This window comes from Roseibium album, from assembly GCF_965233825.1.
Lineage (GTDB): Bacteria > Pseudomonadota > Alphaproteobacteria > Rhizobiales > Stappiaceae > Roseibium > Roseibium album.
The window spans coordinates 4,158,661-4,183,393 of the sequence record NZ_OZ247583.1; the positions used below are offsets into that span (position 1 = coordinate 4,158,661).

General features: G+C 55.0%; 29 protein-coding genes. 11 read left to right on the forward strand and 18 right to left on the reverse strand.

What is annotated here, in order from left to right:
* The 4 genes from ACO6TI_RS19000 to ACO6TI_RS19015 form a co-directional block, all read right to left on the reverse strand.
* Nucleotides 1-1,167, reverse strand: coding sequence for a trans-sulfuration enzyme family protein (locus ACO6TI_RS19000; RefSeq protein ID WP_196998693.1), 1,167 nt, complete (start codon nucleotides 1,165-1,167; stop codon nucleotides 1-3).
* 131 nt (nucleotides 1,168-1,298) lie between these two features.
* Nucleotides 1,299-2,126, reverse strand: coding sequence for an ABC transporter permease (locus ACO6TI_RS19005; RefSeq protein WP_196998694.1), 828 nt, complete (start codon nucleotides 2,124-2,126; stop codon nucleotides 1,299-1,301).
* Entirely contained in the window at nucleotides 2,123-2,836 is a 714-nt protein-coding gene (locus ACO6TI_RS19010) for an ABC transporter permease (RefSeq protein WP_055118968.1), read from the reverse strand. Before ACO6TI_RS19010 ends, ACO6TI_RS19005 begins: the two co-directional genes overlap by 4 nt.
* A gap of 134 nt (nucleotides 2,837-2,970) precedes the next feature.
* Nucleotides 2,971-3,747, reverse strand: coding sequence for an ABC transporter substrate-binding protein (locus ACO6TI_RS19015; protein WP_055118308.1), 777 nt, complete (start codon nucleotides 3,745-3,747; stop codon nucleotides 2,971-2,973).
* A gap of 408 nt (nucleotides 3,748-4,155) precedes the next feature.
* On the opposite strand from ACO6TI_RS19015, the gene ACO6TI_RS19020 reads away from it, so the two are divergent.
* Nucleotides 4,156-4,803: a glutathione S-transferase family protein gene (locus ACO6TI_RS19020; RefSeq protein WP_422383099.1), complete on the forward strand. Its 648-nt coding sequence runs from the start codon at nucleotides 4,156-4,158 to the stop codon at nucleotides 4,801-4,803.
* 45 nt (nucleotides 4,804-4,848) lie between these two features.
* Here ACO6TI_RS19020 and ACO6TI_RS19025 read toward each other — a convergent pair whose 3' ends face one another.
* On the reverse strand, nucleotides 4,849-5,775 hold the full coding sequence (locus tag ACO6TI_RS19025) for a LysR family transcriptional regulator (protein ID WP_055118966.1): 927 nt from the start codon (nucleotides 5,773-5,775) through the stop codon (nucleotides 4,849-4,851).
* A 181-nt stretch (nucleotides 5,776-5,956) separates the two neighbouring features.
* Here ACO6TI_RS19025 and ACO6TI_RS19030 point away from each other — a divergent pair, with 181 nt between their 5' ends.
* A complete protein-coding gene (locus ACO6TI_RS19030; protein WP_196892622.1) occupies nucleotides 5,957-6,952 on the forward strand; it encodes an MBL fold metallo-hydrolase in 996 nt (331 codons plus the stop codon).
* Between the two features lie 39 nt (nucleotides 6,953-6,991).
* On the opposite strand, the gene glp is transcribed toward ACO6TI_RS19030, so the two are convergent.
* From glp to ACO6TI_RS19065, 7 genes are all read right to left on the reverse strand, one after another.
* Nucleotides 6,992-8,269: a gephyrin-like molybdotransferase Glp gene (gene glp, locus ACO6TI_RS19035; RefSeq protein ID WP_422383100.1), complete on the reverse strand. Its 1,278-nt coding sequence runs from the start codon at nucleotides 8,267-8,269 to the stop codon at nucleotides 6,992-6,994.
* The gene (mobB, locus tag ACO6TI_RS19040; protein ID WP_055118298.1) at nucleotides 8,266-8,787 is read right to left on the reverse strand and encodes a molybdopterin-guanine dinucleotide biosynthesis protein B; all 522 of its coding nucleotides are present in this window, start codon (nucleotides 8,785-8,787) and stop codon (nucleotides 8,266-8,268) included. The genes glp and mobB overlap by 4 nt, the downstream gene beginning before the upstream one ends.
* Entirely contained in the window at nucleotides 8,784-9,437 is a 654-nt protein-coding gene (gene mobA / locus ACO6TI_RS19045) for a molybdenum cofactor guanylyltransferase MobA (protein WP_196879283.1), read from the reverse strand. The genes mobB and mobA overlap by 4 nt, the downstream gene beginning before the upstream one ends.
* Nucleotides 9,434-10,312, reverse strand: a complete 879-nt coding sequence (fdhD, locus tag ACO6TI_RS19050; RefSeq protein ID WP_104704243.1) for a formate dehydrogenase accessory sulfurtransferase FdhD — start codon at nucleotides 10,310-10,312, stop codon at nucleotides 9,434-9,436. The genes mobA and fdhD overlap by 4 nt, the downstream gene beginning before the upstream one ends.
* Nucleotides 10,313-10,568: 256 nt before the next feature.
* Nucleotides 10,569-11,027, reverse strand: a complete 459-nt coding sequence (locus ACO6TI_RS19055) for a BLUF domain-containing protein (RefSeq protein WP_055118962.1) — start codon at nucleotides 11,025-11,027, stop codon at nucleotides 10,569-10,571.
* Between the two features lie 206 nt (nucleotides 11,028-11,233).
* Nucleotides 11,234-11,824, reverse strand: a complete 591-nt coding sequence (locus tag ACO6TI_RS19060; protein WP_422383101.1) for a GNAT family N-acetyltransferase — start codon at nucleotides 11,822-11,824, stop codon at nucleotides 11,234-11,236.
* A 32-nt stretch (nucleotides 11,825-11,856) separates the two neighbouring features.
* A complete protein-coding gene (locus tag ACO6TI_RS19065; RefSeq protein ID WP_108873107.1) occupies nucleotides 11,857-12,543 on the reverse strand; it encodes an SDR family oxidoreductase in 687 nt (228 codons plus the stop codon).
* A 252-nt stretch (nucleotides 12,544-12,795) separates the two neighbouring features.
* Between ACO6TI_RS19065 and ACO6TI_RS19070 the strand changes: the two genes are divergently transcribed.
* Together ACO6TI_RS19070 and ACO6TI_RS19075 are read left to right on the forward strand one after the other, a co-directional pair.
* Nucleotides 12,796-13,938, forward strand: a complete 1,143-nt coding sequence (locus tag ACO6TI_RS19070; protein ID WP_055118295.1) for an Mrp/NBP35 family ATP-binding protein — start codon at nucleotides 12,796-12,798, stop codon at nucleotides 13,936-13,938.
* A gap of 266 nt (nucleotides 13,939-14,204) precedes the next feature.
* Nucleotides 14,205-15,443, forward strand: coding sequence for a multidrug effflux MFS transporter (locus ACO6TI_RS19075; protein ID WP_209013100.1), 1,239 nt, complete (start codon nucleotides 14,205-14,207; stop codon nucleotides 15,441-15,443).
* Nucleotides 15,444-15,483: 40 nt separating this feature from the next.
* On the opposite strand, the gene moaA is transcribed toward ACO6TI_RS19075, so the two are convergent.
* From moaA to ACO6TI_RS19090, 3 genes are all read right to left on the reverse strand, one after another.
* Nucleotides 15,484-16,473 carry a GTP 3',8-cyclase MoaA gene (moaA, locus tag ACO6TI_RS19080; RefSeq protein WP_209003760.1) on the reverse strand — a complete coding sequence of 330 codons (990 nt, stop codon included), beginning with the start codon at nucleotides 16,471-16,473 and terminating at the stop codon, nucleotides 15,484-15,486.
* A 212-nt stretch (nucleotides 16,474-16,685) separates the two neighbouring features.
* Nucleotides 16,686-17,132 carry a MarR family winged helix-turn-helix transcriptional regulator gene (locus ACO6TI_RS19085; RefSeq protein ID WP_055118292.1) on the reverse strand — a complete coding sequence of 149 codons (447 nt, stop codon included), beginning with the start codon at nucleotides 17,130-17,132 and terminating at the stop codon, nucleotides 16,686-16,688.
* Nucleotides 17,125-18,231, reverse strand: a complete 1,107-nt coding sequence (locus ACO6TI_RS19090; protein ID WP_409858157.1) for an Acg family FMN-binding oxidoreductase — start codon at nucleotides 18,229-18,231, stop codon at nucleotides 17,125-17,127. Before ACO6TI_RS19090 ends, ACO6TI_RS19085 begins: the two co-directional genes overlap by 8 nt.
* Nucleotides 18,232-18,382: 151 nt before the next feature.
* On the opposite strand from ACO6TI_RS19090, the gene ACO6TI_RS19095 reads away from it, so the two are divergent.
* From ACO6TI_RS19095 to ACO6TI_RS19120, 6 genes are all read left to right on the forward strand, one after another.
* Complete coding sequence (locus tag ACO6TI_RS19095) at nucleotides 18,383-18,829, forward strand: cupin domain-containing protein (protein ID WP_055118290.1); 447 nt, start codon at nucleotides 18,383-18,385, stop codon at nucleotides 18,827-18,829.
* Nucleotides 18,826-19,167, forward strand: a complete 342-nt coding sequence (locus tag ACO6TI_RS19100) for an ArsR/SmtB family transcription factor (protein WP_055118288.1) — start codon at nucleotides 18,826-18,828, stop codon at nucleotides 19,165-19,167. Before ACO6TI_RS19095 ends, ACO6TI_RS19100 begins: the two co-directional genes overlap by 4 nt.
* Entirely contained in the window at nucleotides 19,164-19,598 is a 435-nt protein-coding gene (locus tag ACO6TI_RS19105; protein WP_055118286.1) for an SRPBCC family protein, read from the forward strand. Before ACO6TI_RS19100 ends, ACO6TI_RS19105 begins: the two co-directional genes overlap by 4 nt.
* Before the next feature lie 105 nt (nucleotides 19,599-19,703).
* Nucleotides 19,704-21,140 (forward strand): cryptochrome/photolyase family protein, encoded by a 1,437-nt coding sequence (locus tag ACO6TI_RS19110; RefSeq protein WP_422383102.1) that lies wholly within the window; start codon nucleotides 19,704-19,706, stop codon nucleotides 21,138-21,140.
* A gap of 66 nt (nucleotides 21,141-21,206) precedes the next feature.
* A complete protein-coding gene (locus tag ACO6TI_RS19115) occupies nucleotides 21,207-21,575 on the forward strand; it encodes a gamma-butyrobetaine hydroxylase-like domain-containing protein (RefSeq protein WP_108872558.1) in 369 nt (122 codons plus the stop codon).
* Nucleotides 21,576-21,757: 182 nt separating this feature from the next.
* The gene (locus ACO6TI_RS19120; protein ID WP_196879288.1) at nucleotides 21,758-22,465 is read left to right on the forward strand and encodes a DNA helicase; all 708 of its coding nucleotides are present in this window, start codon (nucleotides 21,758-21,760) and stop codon (nucleotides 22,463-22,465) included.
* An 82-nt stretch (nucleotides 22,466-22,547) separates the two neighbouring features.
* Here ACO6TI_RS19120 and ACO6TI_RS19125 read toward each other — a convergent pair whose 3' ends face one another.
* From ACO6TI_RS19125 to ACO6TI_RS19135, 3 genes are read right to left on the reverse strand one after another with little or no spacing between them, the layout of a single operon-like run.
* Nucleotides 22,548-23,177 (reverse strand): pyridoxamine 5'-phosphate oxidase family protein, encoded by a 630-nt coding sequence (locus ACO6TI_RS19125; protein ID WP_422383103.1) that lies wholly within the window; start codon nucleotides 23,175-23,177, stop codon nucleotides 22,548-22,550.
* A gap of 40 nt (nucleotides 23,178-23,217) precedes the next feature.
* Nucleotides 23,218-23,688 (reverse strand): DUF1348 family protein, encoded by a 471-nt coding sequence (locus tag ACO6TI_RS19130; protein ID WP_104704254.1) that lies wholly within the window; start codon nucleotides 23,686-23,688, stop codon nucleotides 23,218-23,220.
* Nucleotides 23,685-23,858, reverse strand: coding sequence for a hypothetical protein (locus ACO6TI_RS19135; RefSeq protein ID WP_158510419.1), 174 nt, complete (start codon nucleotides 23,856-23,858; stop codon nucleotides 23,685-23,687). Before ACO6TI_RS19135 ends, ACO6TI_RS19130 begins: the two co-directional genes overlap by 4 nt.
* Before the next feature lie 210 nt (nucleotides 23,859-24,068).
* Here ACO6TI_RS19135 and ACO6TI_RS19140 point away from each other — a divergent pair, with 210 nt between their 5' ends.
* On the forward strand, nucleotides 24,069-24,635 hold the full coding sequence (locus tag ACO6TI_RS19140; RefSeq protein ID WP_055118275.1) for a TetR/AcrR family transcriptional regulator: 567 nt from the start codon (nucleotides 24,069-24,071) through the stop codon (nucleotides 24,633-24,635).
* Nucleotides 24,636-24,733 lie beyond the last annotated feature (98 nt).

Below are 24,733 nucleotides of genomic sequence, written 5' to 3' on the forward strand. Positions count from 1 at the left end.
TCAGATTGTTGTCAGTGCCTGGTCGAAATCGGCAATCAGGTCATTGCCGTGTTCTATGCCAATGGAAAGTCGCAAGAGGTTTTCCGGAATTCCCGAACCTTCACCTTCGATTGTAAATCGATGTTCGACAAGGCTTTCAGTCCCTCCAAGCGATGTGGCCCGCTGAAAGATATCCAGGGCACCGGCAACTTTCAGGGATTCGTCCTTGCCTCCGTCGATCATTATGGACATCAAAGACCCGAACCCGTTTGTCATCTGGGACTTGGCAAGGCTGTGCTGGGGATGGCTTTTCAATCCGGGATATAGAACAGTTTTGACCTTGGGGTGAGCTTCCAGACTGCGGGCGAGATCAATCGCATTGGAGTTCATCCGCTCGACCCTGAGTGCGAGGGTTCTGAGCCCACGTAGAAGAAGCCAGGTTTCGAAGGACCCGAGCACTGCACCTGCATTTTGGCGTTCTTCACTGATGAACGTCCAGACCTCACTGGAGGCATTGCTGGTGGATACGACACCGCCAAGCAGGTCGGAATGCCCGTTGAGCGCCTTTGTTGCTGAATGCATGACCAGGTCAGCACCGAAAGAGAGCGGCTTCAGGATCAGCGGCGTTGCCGCGGTCGCGTCAACGCAAAGAACCGCCGAGGTTCCATTGCACAGCTCTGCAATCTTGCGAATGTCTGCGACCTTGAGGAATGGATTGCTCGGGACTTCAAGCCAGACCAAATCCGGCTGTGTGACGGAAAACTCGTCTCGAAAAGCCGACAGATCACTGGCATCGGCTTCCACGAGGGCAATGTTGTTGCGTGCGCAGTGTTTTCTGAGGAACAAGGTAGTGCCCCAGTAGATGCCGGACTGCGCGAGCAGGGTCCCGCCAGGTCTGACGCTGCGCACAATTGCGGCGATTGCTGCCATCCCCGATGCAAACAGACGGCTGTCTTCCCCGCCCTCAAGGGCTGCGAGAAGCTTTTCAGTCTTCCGGTAGAGCGCATTGCTGTCGCGGCTGTAGATGTGACCGGGAAGGACCGGCTCATAGTCCTCATCCCGGACAAAGGTTGTCGCTGTCTGGATCGGCGGTACGACGGCACCGGTCGCCGCGTCGAACCCGCCACCTGCGTGGGCAAGCAGACTGTCCGGGTGGAGACCATCGGAATCGGAAAGCGAATTGGACATGAGAAACTTCCAGGCAATGCGTGTTCAGTTGACGCGGATCTGTGCCGCAGGCTGATACCCCTGATATCAGGTTTGGCAAAGAGATGAATGCCGGGCCACGCCCGGCTGAGATCAATTTTATGGACCCGATATCACCGCTTCAGGTGGCGCGTGAGCCGGGCTTCGATCTTGTCCCAGATTCGGCGCAGGGTTTCGACGATCAAAAGATAGGCCACCGCGGCCCAGATATAGGCTTGGAAGTCGTAGGATCTGGAATATGCACGCCTTGTTTCGCCCATCAGGTCATAGATCGTGATGATGGAGGCAATTGCCGAGCCCTTGATCATGAGGATGATTTCGTTGCCATAGGGGCGCAGCGCCACCATCAGAGCCTGAGGCAGGATGATCTTGAAGAAGGTGACCGGCGTTGAAATTCCGAGTGCCTCAGCACCTTCCCATTGGCCTTTCGGCACGTTCAGTATGGCACCGCGTAATATTTCGGCCTGATAGGCGGCCGTGTTGAGTGAAAACGCGAAAATCACGCAATACCAGGCTTCCCGGAAAAACCCCCAAAGCCCGACAGCTTCCAGTTCTGGCCGGAAGGTACCGGCGCCGTAATAGATCAGAAAAGTCTGGGCGAGCAGCGGTGTTCCGCGGAAGAAATAGACATAGCCATAGGCTGGCCACGAAAAAATCTTCCAGGTCGAGTTGCGCGCGAGCGCGACAGGAATACTGAGCAACGCGCCGACAAGCAGGGAAAGTCCGACAATCTGAAGTGTTACGAGAAAGCCGTCCACATATTTCAGCCAGTACTTTTCTACAAACGTGCTCGCGACGTTGCTGCCCAGAAAATACAAAAGAGAAGCACCGGATATGATCCAGAGAGCCATGAGAACATGGCCGAAAATACGAATGTTTGTCCACGCGCGAGGCGGTGCGGGTGGGCGAATTTGCCCGGTTTCAGGATTGGCCGCGATCATCTTGCAACCTCTCCCTTCTTGGTCCAGCGCTCGATGCGTGAAAGGCCCGTTGAAGAGATCATTGCAAGCAACAGGTAGACCAGGCAGGCGATGCCGAAAAAGAGAAAGGGTTCCTTGGTGACACGGGCGGCTATTCCGGCCTCACGAACGAGATCTGGAAGACCGATCACAGAAACCAAGGACGTTTCCTTCAAAAGGATCAGCCAGAGATTCCCGAGCGCAGGTAGAGCAAGGCGAATGAGTTGCGGCAGGATCACAAGCGTCATGGTCTGATATCGCGAAAGTCCGAGTGCGTTTCCACCTTCATACTGGCCTTGAGGAATGCCCCTGAAAGCCGACAGAAATGCCTCCGATGCATAGGACGAAAATACCAGGGAAAGCGCGACCATGCCCGCGACGAAGGAATTGACCTCGATAAAGGCATCGAAACCCATCAGCTTCAGGCCTTGCTGGATCCCGATTTGTACGCCGAAATAGACCAGGAACAAGGTCAGGAGTTCCGGCAGGCCTCGAAAAATCGTTGTGTAGATGTTTGCCGCCAGCTTGAGGCTGGGTTCGCTCGAATTTTTCGCCAAAGCGATCAGGAAACCGAGGACAAGTCCGAATGGCAATGTAGCGATCGCCAGGAGAACCGTAACCATGACACCTGCAGCGATGGTGTCTCCCCAGCCATTTTCCCCGAAGGACAGCAGCGTCAGAGCTTCTTCCATAAGCCGGCGCTTCTTTCTTTTCTTGTTGTTGTGGTTCCGGCCACCCCTCAGGCCGGCGCCGCGGGTTTGTCCCTCCGGCAAAACGCGGCACGCTTGTGGCGCCGCGTTTCAATGGTGTTGAACTGACTTGAAAATTAGCCGCCGTAAACGTCGAATGTAAAGTACTTGTCGTTGATTTCCTTGTACTTTCCGTTCGCCAGAATGGCTTCGATGGCTGCGTTGAGTTTGTCTTTCAGCTCATCTTCACCCTTGCGGATCGCAATACCTGCACCTTCACCGTTGATGACCGGATCCGGAGTAAGTGTTCCGAGGATCTTGCAGCAGGAACCGTCATCGGTGTCGAGCCACTCGGACAGAACAACAACGTCATCGATCACGGCATCAACACGGCCACTGGCGACGTCGAGCTTGTACTCGTCCGGGGTCGGGTAGAGCTTCAGGTCGGCAGACGGCAGCTTTTCTTCGGCATAGTTGGAGTGGGTTGTCGAAGATTGGGCACCGAGAGCAACGCCCTTGAGGTGCTCGTCGCCCGTACCGGCGATCTTGGAGTCCTTCGGTACGGCAATCGCAGGCGGCGTATTGTAGTACTTGTTGGAGAAGTCGACTTTTTGCAGACGCTCTTCGGTTATAGACATGGAAGCGATCACCGCGTCAAACTTGCCCGCCTGCAGAGCAGGGATCATGCCGTCCCAGTCCTGCACGACAAATTCGCATTCAACTTTCATTTCTTCGCAAAGCGCTTTGGCGATGTCGACGTCGAAACCGACAAGCTTGCCGTCGGATGTCAGCGAGTTGAATGGAGGATAGGCGCCTTCTGTCCCGATACGTACCTTCGACCAGTCTTTCGCCTCGGCCGCACCAACGGCAGCCAGAACAGCAACAGCTGCTGCAGCCATACGCAAAACACGCATATTATATTCCCCTATTATTTTTTCGCAGCGCAGACGGGTTCGTCCCGCCTTTTTGCTCGATGGCTCTATTCCATACACTTCGAACCAAATTTCAACCGTTCCTGCGAAAAAAACACAGTGCAGCGCATGGTTTTATGCAATTTATAGGTGTGTATCTTTGGGGAAAGCATCGACAGGCTGCGAAACAGGCTTCGATAATCGGAGCAGGTCGGCAAACTGCTGAACAATCTGCTCATGACACTCACCCCGTTTGCTGTCGGCAAGAACGAAGGATCAAACTTGTTCATCAAAACCATGAAACACTTGAATTTGTGTCGCACGCCCGGACGCTTTAAGCAATTTCACATGTTAATTTCCAACTTGATCGCGCAGCAAATAATTTTTCACTGCCGATAACTGGGGGACAGGATGACATCTTTCGAACTCTTCATCGGAAACAAGAATTATTCCTCCTGGTCATTCCGGCCGTGGATTGCATTGAAGCACAAGGAGATTCCGTTTGAGGAATCACTGGTTCCATTTGATTTTGAAAATGGCAATCCGAAGTTCCGTGCCTTTTCTCCCAGCATGAAGGTGCCCGTTCTGCAAGATGGCGACCTGACGGTCTGGGACAGTTTGGCGATCCTTGAATATGCAGCCGAATGTTACCCTGAAAAGGGTCTTTGGCCGGCGGACAAGGCAATGCGTGCCCGGGCAAGAGCGATTGCTTCCGAAATGCACTCTGGCTTCAGCGCGTTACGTGGAGCTTGTCCGATGAACATGCGCCGCCCGGTGGAAATGCTTGCCGTCGACGAGGCTGTCAAGGCCGACGTCAGCCGGATTGTCGAGATCTGGAGCGAGTGTCTGGAAAAGTCCGGAGGGCCATTCCTCTTCGGAGATTTCACCATCGCCGATGCCATGTACGCACCTGTTGTCAGCCGGTTCGTGACCTATTCGCTGACGCAGTCGCCTGTCTTCGAGCAGTATCGTGCTGCAATGACCGAAACAGCTGCCTGGCAGACATGGGAAGCCGATGCTTTGAAGGAAACTTGGTACGTGGCCGTGGACGAAATCTAGGTCTCTTTATCGCTTCAGGGACAAGCAACACCACGGCAAGGACTTTCAGTCATAGAGATGGCCGGCCGAGCCATCCAAAGCTCCCATATCCTTGAAGTAGTCCTGCAACCGGTCGACGAACCGGCGTACCTTGAATGGTATGAACCGGTTGGAGGGATAGACCGCGTGGATCGGGTGAGGCGGGTATTGCCATTCGGGCAGGACCAGTTTCAGCTCTCCTGTTTTCAGGTAGGGTTCGATCATCCAGCGATTGGCTATGGTTATGCCGAGACCTGCCAGCGCCGCCTGACGCAATGTGGAAGAGTTGTTCACGATCATTGTCGGATTGATCTTGATCGAAAGTTTCTCTCCGAGTGTGCTGATGAAAGGTACGTGGTCTCCGGTCGAGATGTTCTTGTAGAGCAGGTAGTCGTGATCCTTCAGCTCTGCCGGATGAACGGGCTGGCCGTTCCGCTCGAGGTAGTCAGGCGAAGCGACCAGACATCGCCGGGCGACACCAAGTCTTCGCACGATCAGGCGTTCGTCCTTGATCTCTCCCATCCGGATGGCGACGTCCAGGCGTTCCTGGATGATGTCCACGAACTGGTCAGACAGGGACACGTCCAGCAGCAAGCAGGGATGTTCTTTCTTGAAGCGGATCAGGAAATCGGCGAGCACGCTTTCAGCAAAGCCAAGCGGCAGACCGATCGAAAGCGGACCTGACATCTGTGTTTCGTCACTTTGAACGGCCCGGTCGGCCTCCACCAGCCGGTCGAGGATGTCACGCGCATAGACGTAATATCGCTCTCCGGCTTCCGTGAGGCGAAGCTGCCGTGTCGTACGGTTCAGCAATCGTGTCCCCAACTGGTCCTCCAGACCGCGAATCTGCTGGCTGATTGCGGGTTGCGAAACGCCAAGGTGTTTGGCGGCGGCTGAAAAACTTCCCAGATTCACGGACTGTACGAAACCTGAAAGTGCACTGAGCTTGTCCATATTGGCCTTTGCATCGAAAACGCACATCGTTGCAGCTATATATAAATGGTACTTATGAGTTTTATAAGGTTTACCGCTCTTCAAAATCAAATTGAATGAAACACCTATAAAAGAGCCCCATCGGAGTCACGATCGGGGCTTCTCAGTAATATCTTTATCAGGTCAAGCCGGGAGGCAGTTCATGACCAAATCCGACATTTCTCTTTCCAGACGAACCATGCTGGGCGCAGCCGCCGGGGCAGGGGCTCTTGCAGCTGCCGGCGGTGTCACCCTTGTTTCCGGTGTTGCAAATGCAGCCGCTCCCAAAGCTGGCGAACCGATGGCGGGGGCGCTTCGCTACAAGGTAGGCGACATGGAAGTCACCGCGCTTTTGGACGGTTACCTTGATGTGACACCGGAAGTTGTCGTCGGCTACGATGCCGCAGAAGGTGAAAGGCTCCGCGACGAGGCATTCATTGAAGGAGACGCTCTGCGTATCCCGGTAAATGCGTATCTCGTCAATACCGGTGACCGTCTCGTTCTTGTCGACGCAGGCACGTCAGATGCACTCGGTCCGACTATGGGACGTCTGCCCTCAGCCCTGAAAGCGGCAGGCGTATCACCCGACCAGATCGATGCCATCCTGATCACGCACATGCATCCCGATCACCTGTTCGGCGCGATCGATGGCGATGGCAACAGGGTCTTTGCCAACGCAGAACTGATCCTGCCGGAAGTCGACAACGCCTTTTGGTTTGACGATGCCGCAATGAACGGTGCCCCCGAGCAGTTCAAGCCATTCTTTCTTGGCGCACGACGCGCTGCGGAAGCCTACAAAGGCAATCAGACCCTGTTCTCTGGCGACAAGGAACTGATGCCGGGCGTTCAGGCAATGGCATTGCCCGGGCACACGCCGGGACACACCGGATATGTTTTCGACAGCAACGGCGAAACGCTGGTGGTTGCCGGCGATATCATTCACATGACGGTCTACCAGTTCGACAAGCCAGGATGGGGTATCGGGTTCGATATTGATTCAGGACAGGCCGCTGAGACCAGAAAGAAGTTTTTTGATCAGGCCGCTGCCGACAAACTCTTCTTTGCAGGCGCGCATATCCCGTTTCCGGGGATGGGACGCGTTTCCAAGGCAGGGGAAAGCTACCGGTTTGTTCCGGCCAGTTGGCCTTACGCCTACTGACCTAAGACCATCCAGAAACCCGGCGGGAAACTGCCGGGTTTATCTGATGCCGAAGCCGGAAAACGGCAGAAACGTAACCATGTCACCCTTGCCGATTGCCGTGACCTCTTCCGGGATCTCTATTAATCCGTCCGCCTCACGCAAACCGGTGATCAGACCCGACCCATCGCGCATGAACTTGTGCGCCACCGTGCGGCCTTCGTCGTCTGTGTCCAGGTATCCACGGTAAAACTCGCGTCTGTCCGGTTTCTTCCTGGAAATTTCAAATGCGGAAGGCATCTGAAAGGCTTGTGGCTCCCTGAAAGCCCCCCCCGACAGTAGGTTTATGACCGGTTGCGCATATAGGAGGAAACAAACCATCGCAGCGACCGGATTGCCGGGAAGCCCCAGGAACACACAGGCCCCGATGTTTCCGAACATCATCGGCCTGCCGGGCTTGATGGCAAGTTGCCACATGTGCCGGTTCCCAAGCACGTCAAGAACATTGAGGATGTGGTCTTCCTCACCTCGGCTGGCGCCTCCGGTTGTCAGAATGACATCAAACCTGTCGGCAGCGTCTCTTAGAGCAGCCTCGACAGTAGCCATATCATCCTTCAGGATACCGAGATCTTCAATTTCCACGGGGACGGTGGATGCCAAACCGCGCAACAGATAGTGGTTGGAATCGTACACATCACCAACAGTGATCAGGTTACCCGGGCGCCGCAACTCGTCGCCGGTTGATATCAACGCGACCTTGAGTTTCCTGTAGACACACACTTCTGCCTGTCCGGTTGAAGCAATGGCGGCAAGATCCTGCGGACGCAACTTTTGGCCAGCGGTCAAAATGGACGTGCCCTCTGCGACATCCTCTCCGGCTTTCCGGCAATTTGCGCTCCACTTCAAGCCCTGCGGTACTATGACAAATTCTTCTCCGTCCTGGCTGTGCGTTTCGCAGTCTTCCTGCATCGCGACAGTATCTGCTCCAGGCGGCATGACGGCGCCGGTGAAAATCCGCGCAGCTGCCCAGGGGGCAAGCGTTTCGGCACTTGCGTGACCGGCTGCAATCCGTTGCTGAAGTCTGAAAAACCCTCCGGATTCATCAAAGTCAGCATGCCGGAAGGCATAGCCGTCAACGGCGGAGTTATCTGCGAGCGGGATGTTGCGCGAAGCGGTTATGTCTTCGGCAAGAATCCGTTCAAGTGCATCCTCCAGTTTGACAAGTTCGGTCCCTGCGATCGCAGTGAGCCTGTTTTTCAGGATCGCCAGGGCCTCGTGGTGCCGTAACCTGTCCTTGTCGTGCAAAAAGCAGTCGTCAAGCAGGGGCTTGCCAGTCATAGCCGCGACCTTTTGAGATCCAGGTGGTGTTGAATGAAATCCGCCATTGCCGAAATGTCATCGAGGTCGAACACCGGCAAGCTTTCATCAGGCAGCTGGTGGTCGGCTGCGATGGCCAGTATGTTCGGATCCTGAGGTGCCAGCGGTCCGCGGTCCAGCGTTTCTGTTCGTCGGGCTTCTATTTTCGGATGGTCTTCACGCTTGTAGCCTTCAATCAGAATGAGATCGCAGGGTGCAAGGCGGGACAGTATATCCTTCAGCGTCGGTTCATCTTCATTTCTGAGCTCGTGCATGAGCGCCCAACGGCGCCCGGAAACCAGGGCGACTTCGCTCGCACCTGCCTCCCTGTGGCGATAGCTGTCGGCACCGGGCCTGTCGATATCGAAATTGTGGTGCGCGTGCTTGACGGTCGAGACCTTGAAGTTTCGGGCGGTGAATTCCGCAACAAGCCGGGTAACGAGCTGTGTCTTGCCGGAGTTCTTCCAGCCGGTGATGCCAAAGACGGGTGTTGCTGTCATGAGATGCGGGAGCTCAGGGTATCGCGAACGGTCGCCAGATCGTCGGGTTTGTTTGCATTGAAGAAAGGATCTAGGCCCGTTGCCGGATCAGGATCGAAGGAAACTTCCACACTGTCGTGCCGGTCGACGAATGCGAGAACTTTTCCGCTTTGACCGGTTTCAAGCCACGTGTGGAGATCATCCTTGAGTGCGACCGGCCACAGACCGAAGACAGGGTGAAGCTTGCTCGATGACGACGCCAGCGCGATCACCGGCTTGTCGGCAGGAACCGAGGAACACAAGCGGTCCACCAGGTTCGTCGGGAAAAACGGTGTGTCACCGGCGATGGAAACCACGTGGCTGACATCGGGTCTTTGCGCTTTCGCATGCGTCAGTCCGGCAAGAACACCGGCGAGAGGCCCTGCATAGTCTCCGACCGGGTCCGGGATGACCGGAAGGTGGAATTTCGCAAAGCGGTCCGGATCACCGTTGGCGTTCAGGACGATCTCGGACACCTGTGCAGATAGCCTATCCAGGATCACGTCGAGCATGGATTTGCCACCAACATCCAACAGACTTTTGTCACCGCCTCCCATGCGCCTGGACTGTCCGCCCGCCAGAATGCAGCCGAGAACCTTGTCGACGGTCAAGGCAGTGCGCTTCGCCATCATCGTGCAGTCATGCTCCCCTTGCGTTTCACCTTGGCTGGCTCGTCTTCTGCCACCTCCGGGTCCATGTCAAACTCAATTCGCTCTGCCCCTGCAAGCGCAACGAAACGCTTGCCGCGCGCCCGGCCGATCAGTGTCAGGCCGGACTGGCGCGCAAGTTCAACGCCCCAGGCAGTGAAACCGGACCGGGAGACAAGTATTGGAATGCCCATCATCACCGTCTTGATGACCATCTCGGAGGTCAGCCGGCCGGTGGTATAAAAAATCTTGTCGCTCGCCGGAATGTTGTTCAGCACCATCCAGCCGGCGATCTTGTCGACGGCGTTGTGCCGCCCGACATCTTCCATGTAGACAAGTGGTCTGTCTTCCCGGCACAGCACGCATCCGTGGATCGCACCGGCTTCCAGGTAGAGCGACGGTGTCGTGTTGATGGATTTGGTAAGTGCGTAAAGCCAGGACGTCTTGAGATTGGCCTCTTGTGGCAGCGCGACCGTATCGAAACCTTCCATGACATCGCCGAAAACTGTTCCCTGCGCGCAACCGGACGTGCGCACCTTCTTTTTGAGCTTCTCCTCGAAGTTGGTTTCCCGCTCGGTCCGCACGATGACAACGTCGATATCGTCGTCATGGTCAATGCCGGTAATGACATCGTCCTCGGCAAGCATGTTCTGATTTTTCAGGTACCCGACGGCAAGCAGATCCGGATGATCGCCAATGGTCATCATCGTGACGACTTCCTGCGAATTCAGGTAGAGCGTCAGAGGTTTTTCGGTAACAACCCTGGTATCAACCGTCTGGCCATTCTGGTCGATGCCGCTGACAGAGGTCGAAAGCCTTGGATCCAGCGGATTGGGTTTCAGCACGTAAGGGCCTGACAACAGCGCGCGACTCCATATGTGTTTGTTTTGGAAACACTATGGGAGGGTAAAGCAGGAGGGCAAGGTCTTAAAGGCTGAAAATGCGGTGATCGGCTCACCGCTCACGGGCATTGTTGCTGCGATGAGCAACACGCGGATCGTGTCGATCGAGGAAAGAGCAGGGTGCTGAGACCGGCTCCTTGCAGCATTGATCGCATAAAGTGCTCGACAAGCCGAAGCAGGCAGTCCTCGTCAGGTGCCTGTCGGCGCCCGGCCTTCAGATCATGAGCATGTCGTTCGTCAGCCTGCCTGCCTGAAGTTCAGTCGCAAAATGGCTGAAGGCCAGATAGGCCTCGTCCCTCGTAACGTCGCCCGGGTGATCCAGCAGCGGACGCAATACCGGATGGTTGGATGCCGCGATGCCGTCAGTCAGATCCCGGAAGAACATAAGTGAATTTGGAAACAGGCGAAAATCGACCGGCTCGTGGATGATGCCTTCGATATCATTCATGCGCGGATCGTTCATGACACAGTAGACCGTGTCCAGAACTTGGCCGGTTTGGCCTTCCAGAACCTGAATGACGTGTTGATCCACCAGCAGAAGCGCTCCGGTAACACCAGCCTTGCGGTTGATCCGACGGATCCTGAGCAATGTGCGATCGATCTCGTCGGGAAGGGGCAAGCGCATGTTGTCCCATTTGATTTTGCTGCGATAGCAGGCGCGGTAGAGCTCCATTGCATGTCCAATCTTTTTTGCCGATGGAACCAGCCTGCGCCTCAATTCCTCACATTTGCTTAAAATGTTAGTCAAACTCAAAGAAGAGAGTGGGAAATTACACTTTGGCTGCAAAGTTATGGGGAAAAGTGTGCTTCACAGATGTATTCTTGGTTAAAGAAAGCTTTGGATAATTTCGTCCGCTAATCTTTATGTGGATAAGAGCGTCACCGTTCTTCTGCAAGCTTGAAATCCAGCCCCGTTCTTACCGCTGGCCATTCATGAGACAGAATCGAATAGACTGCGGTATCTCGCAAGGAGCCGTCAGACGTGCGTTGATGCGATCTCAGGACGCCATCCAGCTTGGCGCCCAGACGTTCGATTGCCGCTCGGCTTTGCCTGTTCATGAAATGGGTGCGAAACTCTACCGCGATGCAGTCAAGTTCTTCAAACGCATGGGCCAGCAGCATGCGTTTGCATTCGGTGTTGACCGGCGTGCGCTGAACGGCCTTGCAGTACCAGGTTGAACCGATTTCAACTCTTTTGTGCACGGGATCGATGTTCATGTAAGTCGTCATTCCAACTGCCTTGCCGTCGGGGGTGAGTACCGAAAACGGCAGCATGGACCCGATATGCTGGAGATAAAGTCGCCGATCGATCTCCTCGCGCACGAGGTCTGGCCTGGGCACTGATGTGTACCAGGCTTTCCAGAGATCTCCCTCGGCTGCCGCTTCCGCGAGGTCGTCAGCATGACAATGGGCTAGGGGTGCAAGCGTCACGTGCGTCCCGGTGAGGGTGAGAGGGTGGGGCCAGCTCATGTCGATGCTCCAGGTTTTTTCGCGTGGTTGGTTCAGAAGGGACGCTCTTCGCCTGTCCATTTGAAGAACTTGCCCGTGTCTGCGAGTTCGAGTGATCGTGCAACGTTCAAGATTCCCGCCGCAACCTCACTGGGACAGTTGTCGGCAGCAGGCCCGCCCATTGATGTACGCACCCAGCCCGGATCGATCAGTGCTACCGGAATACCGTCTGGCTCGAGGTCGGTCGCCAATCCTTGCATGACCTTGTTCACGGCCGCTTTTGAGGCGCGGTATGCGAGCGTGTCCGCCTTTCGATATCCCATCCATGACATCTGGCTCGATATTGTCAGTATTCTGGCCGCGTCTGATCTGCGAAGGTGAGGTAGAAACGCTTGCGAGACTGCCAGCGGCGCGAGAGTGTTAACTTCCAGTGTTCGCAAAAATCCTGCGAAATCCATGTCGAGCGGGGTCTGTCGCTCGGGTGTGATGATACCCGCGTTATTGATCAAAAGCTCGAGACGGTCGTCAAGCTTGCGTGCCGCCGCGTGCAACGCGGAATGGTCCGTCACGTCAAAAACAACGGGTACATAGTCTTTATTGATGCCCAGCTGTTCCGCGGATTGGCGAGCGGCACTCTCGGATCTGACTGAGCCATAGACCTTCCAACCATCGGAAAGAGCTGCTCTGGCAAGTTCGAAACCGATCCCGCGATTGGTCGCGGTGATAAGGCATGTTGGCATTTGTTTTCCTGAAGGTTTGAAGCCGGGATGCAGAAACTGGCGAGAATCTGACTGAAAAAGATTATCTGTCGTGATCAAGGGTGCAACCCGATCGAGTGTATTTTGTAGCATTTGCGCAGGTTCAAGGATATTTCGGGCGTGCACGAACGCGTGCAGCATTTTGGCAGGTTGTTTTTGCTGCCAAGGAAATTAGATTTCCGTCGAAATAGTCGGCCCTGTGAATTTGGGCTGGCGGCAACATAGGACGAGGCAATGAGCGACACAATAAAAAGCGCCGTCATCGAACAACTGCGGCAGATAAAGGGCCCGGATCTGGAAGGTGACATTGTTTCGCTCGGCCTTGTGTCGGACGTTTTTGTTTCCGACGGCCGCGTTGCATTTTCGATCACTGTTCCAGCCGCGCGGGCGCAGGAACTGGAACCTTTGCGACAAGCTGCCGAAAAGGTGGTCAAGGAAGTTGAGGGCGTGGAAAATGCGATGGTGGCACTCACCGCGGAACGCGCTCCCGGTGGAGACCGCAGCACCCCGCCGAAGCCGGCACCGCGTCAATCGCAACGTGGACCCGACGAGCAGGCTGCCCCGAAACCTGGTGTGCCCGGTATCAGGCACATCATTGCGGTGGCCTCGGGCAAGGGTGGCGTCGGAAAATCGACGACAACTGCAAATCTCGCACTGGGGATGGCGTCGAACGGGCTGAAGGTAGGTGTTCTGGACGCCGACATTTACGGGCCTTCCGTTCCGCGGCTCTTCAACGTTTCCGGAAGACCGGAAACTGCGTCAGGACGTGTTTTGAAGCCGTTGGAAGGATACGGCATCAAGGTGATGTCGATGGGGTTCATGGTTGAAGAGGAAACACCCATGATCTGGCGCGGGCCGATGGTCATATCGGCGTTGACACAGATGCTGCGGGAAGTTGCCTGGGGTGATCTCGATGTCCTCGTGGTCGACATGCCTCCGGGAACCGGCGATGCGCAGCTGACGATGGCGCAACAGGTTCCTCTGGCAGGTGCCGTCATCGTTTCGACGCCGCAAGACCTTGCGCTGATCGATGCGCGCAAGGGCTTGAACATGTTCAAACGGGTTGATGTGCCGGTTCTTGGCATTGTCGAGAACATGAGCTACTTCCTTTGCCCGGACTGCGGCGGACGTCACGATATCTTCGGCCACGGAGGTGCGCGCGCGGAAGCAGAACGGCTCAGGGTACCGTTTTTGGGCGAGGTTCCGTTGACGATGAAGATCAGGGAAACGTCGGATGCGGGAACACCCATTGTCGTATCCGATCCGGAAGGACCGATGGCCGCCATCTACAAGGACATCGCAAGCAAGGTCATGTCGACGATCGACAATCCGGAAGGCGCGGCAGGAAGGGCTGCACCGCAGATCGTATTTGATTGAGAATTGAGAACTCAGTTGCGGTGGCCGGATTGAAATCCGGCCACCGCAACGTTACTTGATCAAGCTATTTCCCTGTTTTCAGACCTGTTTTCACCGGGACGGATCAAGTCTTCATATTGACTGAGGCCGTGCCGGAAAATCCATGAGTTTCTTGTTTTTGCCCGCGTTGGTACCAGTTTCACGCGCGGATCACGCCCTGTCTGTAAGTTACCTCTCGTTGAGTCTTCGTATAATTTCAATCCTATGTAGAGGGTGTGTCTCCGCGCATGGATTCCCGCCAGGCAGAGCAAAAGAGTGTTGAGGGAAGACCCTCTCTCGGCATGCTGATTGCGATTTCGACAATAAGCCCGTTGGCGATGCAGATTTATCTGCCGTCATTGGCCGGGATGATGGTTGTCTTTTCAGCTTCATCAGGTGAAATCCAGCTTTCCATGTCGGCGTTTTTCATTGCGGTTGCGGTCTCGCTATTGTTCTGGGGGCCCTTGTCGGACCAGTTCGGGCGCCGTCCCGTCATCATCATTGGAATGTTTCTGTTCGTTGTCGGAAGTATCCTCTGCCTGATCGCCTCCACGATTGAAGCCCTGATAGCAGCACGTGTTCTTCAGGCCGCAGGAGGCTGTACGGGATTGGTGCTTGGTCGCGCGATCGTCAGAGATCTATACGGGCCGCGGCAATCGGCAAGCATGATCGGCTATGTGACGATGGGAATGGCTGTCATACCGACCATAGCCCCCGCGATCGGTGGCATTCTGGACCAGTTCTACGGCTGGCAGGGCGGGTTTTTTCTCTTGCTGATAATTGGAATTGTCGTGCTGGTGGCAAGTGTTCTGTATTTGCCGGAAACCAACAAGACACGCACCTCTATCGGTCCGGGTCAGGTCCTTCGCTCATACCGGCTCCTCATGAAAGAGCCGCTATACTGGAGCTACGCACTTACGGCAGCGTTTTCCGCACTGACCTATTTCGCCTATCTTGGCGGCGCTCCGTTCATAGCAGCGCAACTCCTCTCGTTGAGCGCCGCCGAAATGGGCTTCTATTTCATGTTCGTCGCGCTCGGATACATCGTCGGAAACTATATTTCCGGCAGGTTTGCCGAACGGATCGGGCTCTATCCAATGATCCTCGCAGGCACTCTTATCGCCGCGCTGTCCGTCGCGCTTATCGCCGGGTTCGCCGCATGCGGAATCGTAACCGCTGCAAGCTTGTTTCTGCCGATGTTCGTTCTTGGTCTTGGCAACGGCGTCTGCCTGCCGAGCGCGATTTCGGGTGCTGTCAGTGTTCGGCCCGAACTTGCAGGTGCGGCTTCCGGACTTGTTGCCTCCATGCAGGTCGGCATGGGGGCAATTGCAGGCTCGCTGGTCGCCTGGTTGTTTGCCGACAGTTTTCTGGCAGGTTCGCCCTGGAGCATGATTTGGGTTATGGCGATGGGAATCGTCATGAGCCTGCTGGCCGCACTATCCATCAAACGCGCAGCCACAATGCGAGAACTGATACCTGCAGAGTAGGCTGCGCTTTCAAGGGCCGGGGGGCGGAGAAATCCGGGTGCTAGCCGCCGGTGACGCTCATGTGACGTGAAACGGCAGGTTGTCTGGATTTCCTGTCAATCACGAAGTCATGCCCCTTCGGTTTGCGACCGATAGCCTCGTCGATGGCATTGTTCAGAAGATCGTTGCCCTCTGAAGCACGCAGCGGCTCGCGAAGGTCTGCCATGTCGTCCTGACCCAGGCACATATAGAGCTGTCCGGTGCAGGTGATGCGGACACGATTGCAACTTTCACAGAAATTATGTGTCAAAGGCGTGATAAAGCCCAACCGGCCACCTGTTTCCTCGATCGTGACATATCGCGCCGGACCTCCTGTCTTGTACGGGATGTCCGTAAGCGTGAATTTTTCGGCGAGTCCTGCCCTTACAGTGGACAATGGGAGATACTGGTCCGTGCGGTCCCCATCGATTTCGCCAAGCGGCATGGTTTCGATAAGGGTCAGGTCATGTCCCTGTTCGTGGCACCATTGCAGCATCGGGACGATCTCGTGTTCGTTCACATCCTTGAGCGCAACCATGTTGATCTTGACCTTCAGCCCGGCATCGGTTGCGGCACGAATGCCGTCCATGACCTTGCCAAGATTGCCCCAACGGGTGACGGCCTTGAATTTCTGGGCATCAAGCGTGTCGATGGAAACATTGATCCGCCGGATGCCGCATTCGTATAGCTCGTTCGCATATCGGGCGAGCTGCGAGCCGTTCGTCGTAATGGTCAATTCTTCGAGAGCACCACTCTCAAGATGTCGTCCGAGGCTCCGGATCAGGCTCATGATGTTCTTGCGCACCAGTGGCTCACCACCGGTCAGGCGGAGCTTACGGACACCTTTTTCGACAAATGCAGTGCAGAGACGGTCCAGCTCTTCAAGACTGAGAACCTCCCGCTTCGGGAGAAATGTCATGTCTTCCGCCATGCAATAGACACAGCGAAAATCACAGCGGTCCGTAACGGATACCCTTAAATATGTAACGGCACGGCCGAAGGGGTCGATCATCGGTGACGGTAGACCTGCAGCGTCCGAACCTTCTGAAGGAATAACAATCTTACCGTCTGTCACGCTCTGCTCTCCCACAATTTCTTCTTTATTGACCACATCATATGGCGCGACCGGAAACAATATCAATTTGTTCCGGACATTCGTTATCTGCATTCAGCCAACAGGTAAACTTGGCAGTGTATTTTTGTCAATCCGGCCGAAATTGTCCTTTAGTCCCGATTGGCGTCAAGAACAGCCCGAATGTCTGCAAGATCAGGAACGAGAGCCCGGATCTTGTCTTCGGGGTAGCGCGCGCGAAAGGCCTCGATATCGGGGTCAATCGATCTGATCGCCTCGTCTCTGAACCGGCGGCCCGCATCCGTCAGCCAGACAGTTTTGCTCCGACCGTCCTCGGGGTTCGGACGAATTTCAACAAACCCGTTTTCCGCCAACCCGTTCAGAGTGTGGGTCATAGTTGTCTTGGGCACCTGGAACGCTCTGGCAATGGCAAGTGGCGTTTGCCCGTCTCTGACCCGGATCAGATGGTTGATCACGCTGAAGTGGGGCAAGGTCAGCCCCTTTGGCAGGCGTGCTTCGAGTGCGGTACGGCTCAACTGCGCTATGATGCCGATTTCATTGAAAAAGCTGAAGAACAGGGTTCGTGTTTCGTTATTCATTCATGATCCGTGTCGCAAGTGGCCACCGGGGAGTAGGGGGCGTCATTGGGCCGTATCCCAATCTACCCAGCATCTGAACAGTTTCTCCGGGATTGGCAAGTAACTCGTGCGCCTGACGGTAGTGCGGTTCCATCTCATCAAACTCCTGCAGGGCCTGACTGACCGGATGCAGGGCCAGGCCAAGCCGCGTCGTTTCCAGATTCAATCGAAGCCAGCGCCGGCCTGCGTCGATCTGATCTTTCCGGTTGTTTTCTGATGTTGTCAGCGCAATGTAGGCCGGTGTGGCCGCCAGCATTTTCCGGTAGAGCTTTATCCCTTCCTGGAAACCGGTTGTCGTCGGGTCCAGCTGGTTTTCACGGGTCAGAATCCCTGCAAGCATGAGGCTTTCCAAAAAGGGTCCGCCCAGGTCGATACCGTCAGGATCGGCGTTGATTTCGGTTTTGCCGAAGCGCATCAGGTCCACGCTTTCCTTCAGCGTGCGATGGGTGTGCATTTCCGTCAGCCATGCCTCCCAGGTGAGTGCCTTTATGCGGTCCACCTTCCCATTTTTGGTGAAAACCGTACCGTACCTGCCGAGTTCGATTGCGATTTTCTCTGGAACCGGTTTGTCCAGATACGGTTCCTTGCAGGACCGACGCGAAAGAATGTGATCAGCCAATGGGTCAACATCACCACCTTCTGCCAACTGAACCCGCGCAATCGGGTCAGCTGGGCTTTCCGGAAACAGCTCAATTTTTGCAGTCCTGTTTCGCAGGGTAGCGGCAATCGTCATCAATTCGAGAAAACAGCCGAGGCCGACAAAGATCTGTCGGTGATACGGGTCGGTATGGGGAAGGTCCCGGGTCTTGTCCCGATAGAGTGTGAACTGATTGTCCTTTTCCAGATCGATCAGCCACGGTTGCCTGTTATGGGGATTGGGGGCAAGTAGCGCGTATGAGAGCGCGAAAAGTCGGGGGTCTTCATAGTCCCCTGCGGCATTCCAAGGGGCGAGCGCCTTGGAAGGCGTCCTGGTCATCGCAAATGCTCCGGCCGCTGCGCCTGTTGCCACGATAAGTCCGCCACCAAGAAGTGCCAGGGTTTTTCTGCGGGAAAGTGTCATTGAAGACTCCATTAGTACGATTTCGTACAAGTTAATACGATTTCGAACTAAAAGCAATTTCTTCTTTGAATATTAAAAGCGCACGATGCTTGAAATAACACTAAATGGTGTTATATATTATGACACCAAAAGGTGTTGTAAGGAGAGTTCGATGAAAATTGGCAAAATGTTTCAGGCAATTGCAGCCGCCATTGTGTTGGGATCAACTGCGTCAGAAGTGGTGGCTTCGGAAATCAGGTTGTCGATTCAACAGGCGCTGTCCTGGGAAACAACTGTTGAGGGTGTGGCCTTCGCACCATTGAAAGGCAATCGCTTCAAAGAAAGTTACATGGCGATGGTGCGTTTGCCGGCAGGTCTTGTCAGTCCGGTTCACATGAAAAGCGCAGGGATGTATGGCCTCGTCGTTTCCGGACAAATGGTCCACTTGTCCGGTAGCGCTCCGGATGGTGCAGAAACAGTTCTAGGGGCCGGCGACTATTATGAGATACCGGCGGGAGTGGCACATGTGAGCAAATGTGTCTCTGCGGTGGAATGTGTGACATTTCTTTACCAGGACGGGCCTTTTGATTTTCTGCCGATCGTTGAGGATCGCAAATGAATACCGGTCCTCAGGAGGTTTTCCGTGCATTGTCAGACCCGACCAGACGTCAGATTCTCTTGTTTCTGGCACAGGAGGATCTGGCGATTTCCGATATCGCCGAACGCTTCGATATCACCCGGACTGCGATCAACAAGCACTTGGCCATCCTCGAGGAAGGAGGGCTCATCAATAGCGAGGTAAGCGGACGGGAGCGTCGAAAGAGCCTCGCGCCCAAATCACTGAAGTCGGCATTTGAGTGGCTAGGGTATTTCGAGCAATTCTGGGATATCAAGCTTGCCGATTTGCAGCGTGAGATTTCCAGGGACATGAAAGAAAAGAAGGAATCGGGAAAATGAGTACAACAACGATCACAAAGACCATTTTTCTGGAAGCGCCTCGCGCGGTCGTGTGGACGTTCCTGACCGAGAAGGAAAAACTGGCACGCTGGTTTCATCCGGCAGAACACGATCTCAAGGAGGGAGCAGACTACACGCTGCTTGACCATCACGGCGACATGTCCCGGATCTGTTGGGGCAAGGTGTTGGAGATGCGCCCTTACGACAGCCTGGTTTACACGTTCACAGTAAAACCCCTGAAAGGCGCCATGACCACCGTGCGATGGACGCTCGAAGACGCAGCGGGTGGAACCAGATTGACGCTAACGCATGAGGGCATTGAACAGGCCGCCGGAGAAGCCGCATTCATGATGCTCAGCGCGTTGGATGCGGGTTGGGACGTACACTTCGGCAAGTTCCGCGAGGCAGCCAAGATACCTGTAGCCGCATAGACCGGCCGCCGGAAAGCGGAAACCGGTGCCACCGGCACCGGTTGTTTTGCTGATCCATCCGCTGGCTCCGACGTATTCCTTTGTGGCACAACATTTTGAGGCAGCATGACAACACTGGTTTGGTTCCGGCAGGACCTGAGGACAACGGACAATCCGGCGCTGTTTGCAGCCGCGGAAAGTGGATCTGTGTTGCCCGTCTTTATCCATGAAGATCCTCAACAGACAGGCGACACCCATCCCATGGGTGGAGCGAGCAAGTGGTGGCTCCATCAAAGCCTTACAGCCTTGAAACAAAAGCTGCCCGGCCTTGTATTTCTGAAAGGTGACGCGCGACACCTGATCCCGAAACTTGCCAGGGACGCTGAAGTGTCGAACGTTGTCTGGAACAGGCGCTACGAACCGCAGGCAATCGAGCGGGACACGGAAATCAAGGCCGTCTTGAAGGAAGAGGGCTTCAATGGAAAAAGCTTCAAGGCATCTTTGCTCTTCGAACCCTGGGAACTGAAAACCAGGACGGGCGGACCGTTCAAGGTTTATTCTCCGTTCTGGAAGAAAGCGCAGAATTTGGAAGTACCTGATGCGTTGCCAGCGCCAGAGGAGATCAGGTTTGTGGAATGTCCGCTGAGCGGCCGGTTGGAAGATTTTGACCTGCTGCCTTCCAGTCCCGACTGGGCGGCCGGCTGGGAGGACATCTGGAAACCGGGTGAAGACGGGGCTTTGAAGCGTCTGAACTCATTTTTGACAACAGGTTTGCCCGGATATGGCGAACTGAGAAATCGCCCCGACCTGCAGAACGTATCGCGTTTGTCACCTCATATTCATTTCGGCGAAGTGTCGCCGCGCCAGATCTGGCACGAAACGCGAAAGCGGATGCTTTCCAATGCCGAAACCGGCAACGATGGCCATAAATTCCTGTCCGAAATCGCCTGGAGAGAGTTTGCGCATCATCTGCTCTATCATTTCCCCGACTTGCCGAGTTCCAACTGGCGATCGACATTTGATGCCTATCCGTGGCGCGAGGAGGCAGATGACCTGAAACGCTGGCAACGGGGTGAAACGGGTTATCCGATTGTTGATGCCGGCATGCGGGAGCTTTGGCAGACCGGATACATGCACAACAGGGTGCGCATGATCGTTGCGAGCTTTCTGGTAAAGCACTTGCGTATCCATTGGCATCATGGCGAGGCCTGGTTTCGAGACACTCTTTTGGATGCCGACCTCGCCAACAACTCTGCAAGCTGGCAATGGGTGACCGGGTCCGGAGCAGATGCGGCACCTTATTTCCGTATTTTCAATCCGATCACGCAAGCGCGGAAATTCGATCCCGAAGGGCACTATGTCAGACGATGGGTACCGGCACTGAAGAATCTTGAAGCCCCCCATCTGTTTGAACCCTTTAACGCGCCGCAAGCTGCACTGGAGCGGGCAGGGGTCGTTCTTGGGAAGACCTATGCGTTGCCGATCGTCGATCATGCTGCTGCAAGGCAGGCCGCGCTCGACGGTTATGCAAGCGTGAAAGCGGCGGGTCAAAACGCCGCTTGACGGGCAAACAAGAAAACGTATCGTCGCCGTCATGCAACGATCAACAGACACCCGGACGGGACCTTGATGACCGAAGAGAGCACTCCCTGGCCAACCGAATTGCGTGTCTCCAATGACAGGAAATCCCTGTCGATCGCCTTTGATAATGGCGAGCGGCATGAGCTGTCTGCGGAATATCTGAGGGTTTGCTCACCGTCTGCCGAGGTCAAGGGACACGCACCCTCTCAAAAGAAGACAATCCCGGGCAAGAGGAATGTTGAAATCATGAAGGTCGAGCCCGTGGGAAACTACGCGGTCCGCATTCATTTTGACGACATGCACAATTCCGGCATTTTTTCCTGGCGGTACTTTCTGGATTTGGGTCAACAACCGGAAAAACACTGGGGTGTCTATCTTGAGGAGTTGCATCAAAAAGGCTTGAGCCGCGATATCTAAGTGACGGTGTTTCTGGAAATCATCCGCCAGAATCAGTTAGCATCAGCTTAGGCTCGACCCACGCCTTCTCCCTCCAAACGGAGCAGCAGCTGACCTGCAGGGTGCTTGATGTTTGAACTGCCTGATCATGCGTTCGCATAAGGAGGGACTGCGCGTTTCGCATGTGGCTCAGGAGGTCGCAAATGCATCTGTCAGCTCCAATTTTCCGTCTGAAACGCAAGGCAAGACTTCTTGCACGCCGCGAAAACATTGCGCTTAGCCGGGCTCTGGATCGTATTGCCTCAACCGAGGGGTTCCAAAGTTGGGGGCAATTGGCGAGTTTCCATCATCGGTCGCGCCCGGAGGCTGCGATTTTCTCCAGCCTCAAGCCGGGCGAAATGCTGCTTCTGGCTGCCAGACCGGGCCAGGGCAAAACGGTTCTGGGACTTCAGTTGCTGTCACAAGCGTCCGCTCAAGGCTTCAATTCCGTTTTTTTGTCTTCAGAGTTTTCCCATGACGATGTCCAGGAGACCCTGGTGCAGACCGGTGTTGGTCGGCAACGCAGCGCCGCGATTGACATCGAGCTGTCGGACAACTTGTGCGCCGAAGTGATCATTGAACGCCTGTCGGGAACGTCGGAAGAAACGATTGCAGTCGTCGATTACCTGCAGGTCCTGGATCAGCGTCGTGTAGCGCCCGAACTTGCGGACCAGGTTGCTGCCTTGAGAAAACTTGCGGACACCAGCCATGTCCGTTTGGTGTTTTTGTCGCAGATCCACCGGTCCTATGATCCGTCGAAAAAGTCTTTGCCGGACGTGTCGGACATTCGGTTGCCGAATCCGGTCGATCTTTCGGTCTTTGACAAGGGGTGCTTCTTGCACAACGGTGAAATGACCCTTTGCTCGCTTTGAGCAAGGTGACAGGTAGCGAAACGACTGCTGCGGAAGCGGATGGTCCGGTCAGTGCAACGCCGTTCGTGGGGAAGGATTGGCGTTACGACGAGGATTTCAAAAACGCCTTGAGTTCAGCGTTTTCTTCTTCCAGCGCCCGAATGCGGTTGCGCATAACTTTCAGGTCAGGGGCAAGTTCGGCAAGCGTGAAGCGCTGTGGAATATGTTGCGGACAATTCCAGTCGAAGGCTTCAACTGTGAGCAAAATGACGCGCTCGGGAAGGCCCCTGTACCCCTTTTCAGTTACAGAGGCGGCAAGTGTTTCGTTTCCGGCAATCGTTTTCTGCTGAGCTTGCGCCCAGATTTTCAAGCGGGCGCGGTTCGGGTAATCCATCAGGATAATCGAAACGCGACTGTCCGAACCCAAGTTGCCGTGACTGATATATTGCCGGTTTCCACGAAAGTCCGCATAGGCGAGGGTCTTGTCGTCAAGTACTTTCAAAAAGCCGACAGGTCCGCCTCTGAATTGAACATAGGGCCATCCGCTTTCAGAAACTGTCGCCTGATAAAAGCCGTCCCGAGCCCGGATGAACTGCGCCTCGGCCGCGGTCAACCGGTCACCGCGATCGGCCGTCTCATCATCGAGCGCCGCATAACTCTCACGCGAACCTTGTTCGCTTTGTCTTTCCCTGACACCCTTGGTGAAGGCAATTTCAGTGAATGCACGGGTCATCGCACACGTTCCTTTTGAAGCGGGTAGCCACTCTTGTCTTTCAAAGCCCAAGCTCACTGAGCCCGGGATGGTCAACGGGACGCGGGCCAATTGGCCAGTGAAATTTTCGCTCACTCCCGGAAATTGCCAGGTCATTGATGCTTGCATAGCGCCGGTGCATCAGACCGTTGGCAGCGAATTCCCAGTTTTCGTTGCCATAGGAGCGATACCAGTTCTTGTCGCTATCATGCCATTCATATGCAAAACGAACCGCGATTCTGGTGTCCTCAAACGTCCAGAGTTCTTTAATCAGGCGGTACTCGTGCTCCCTTTGCCATTTACGTGTCAGAAATTCGATGACCTCGAGCCGGCCGACCGGAAACTCGGCGCGGTTTCTCCAGATGGTATCGGATGTGTAGGCCTGGGCGACCTTTGTGGGGTTCTGTCCGTTCCAGCCATCTTCGGCTGCGCGTACCTTCTGAATTGCCGTGTCGCGTGTGAAAGGTGGCAAGGGAGGTCTTTGTTCGGTCATTGGTTCAATTCCATGGCTAGGATTTGCGGTGAAGGCGTAGGCGTCGACGCCTTCATATGCTGCGTCTCGGCGGGATCGGCGCTCAAGGCAGCTATCACCAGCAGAGCCGCGGTCGTTGCGGCACCCACGACATAAAAACCACTCGGAAATGCGGGTCTAAGTGTGAACATGCAAACTCTCCTCTGGTGAAAAGTTCCATTATGTACTGATTTGTACACTCAATATATGTACCGATCAGTTCATTAAGTCAAGTGAAGTTTGATTGATCGCCAGGTCGTTCACACGATGCCAACTGCGCATTGCCTAATGAATTGCGTGCCTTGTGACTTGAACGAGCACTCGTATTGAACTATGTACAAACTAGTACAGAAAGGATCGTGATGCGCCCGAGCAAACGCGACGAATTGGTCAGAAAAGCCCTGCCGATATTTTATCGGGAAGGATTTCATGCCACGGGCATGGACGCACTGGTTGCCGAAACAGGCATTTCCAAAACGACAATGTTCAAGCACTTCCGAACGAAAGATGAGCTGATACTGGCAGTGCTTCGATACCGCGATGAAACGTTCCGGAACTGGTTTTTCCGCAAGCTTGACGATACAGCCTTGCCGCCGAAAGATCGCCTCGCAGCCATATTCGACATTCTGGAGGAATGGTTCGAGGAACCCGCATTCAAGGGTTGCATGTTCATCAAGGCGTCAAGCGAGTTTCAGGATCCTGATCATCCGGCATATGCACAGTCAGCCGAGCACAAGAGACTGTTGCAAACGGCATTCAGATCAATTTGTGCGGACGCCGGTGCGCATGATCCTGATCTGCTCGCCAGACAATTGCTGATCCTGAAGGAAGGCGCGATCGTTGCAGCGCACATGGGGTTTGATCCAGAACCCGCGGCGATTGCCAAAGCAACAGCTGAACAGCTGATCGCCAATCAGATCGATGTGTGATTTGGAATAACAAAGCGAACCAGGCCGCTGGATGGTCCCTGGAACAAAAAAGAAAAAGACCGGATCAATTGACCCGGTCTTTTTAGAAGCGAGGAGGT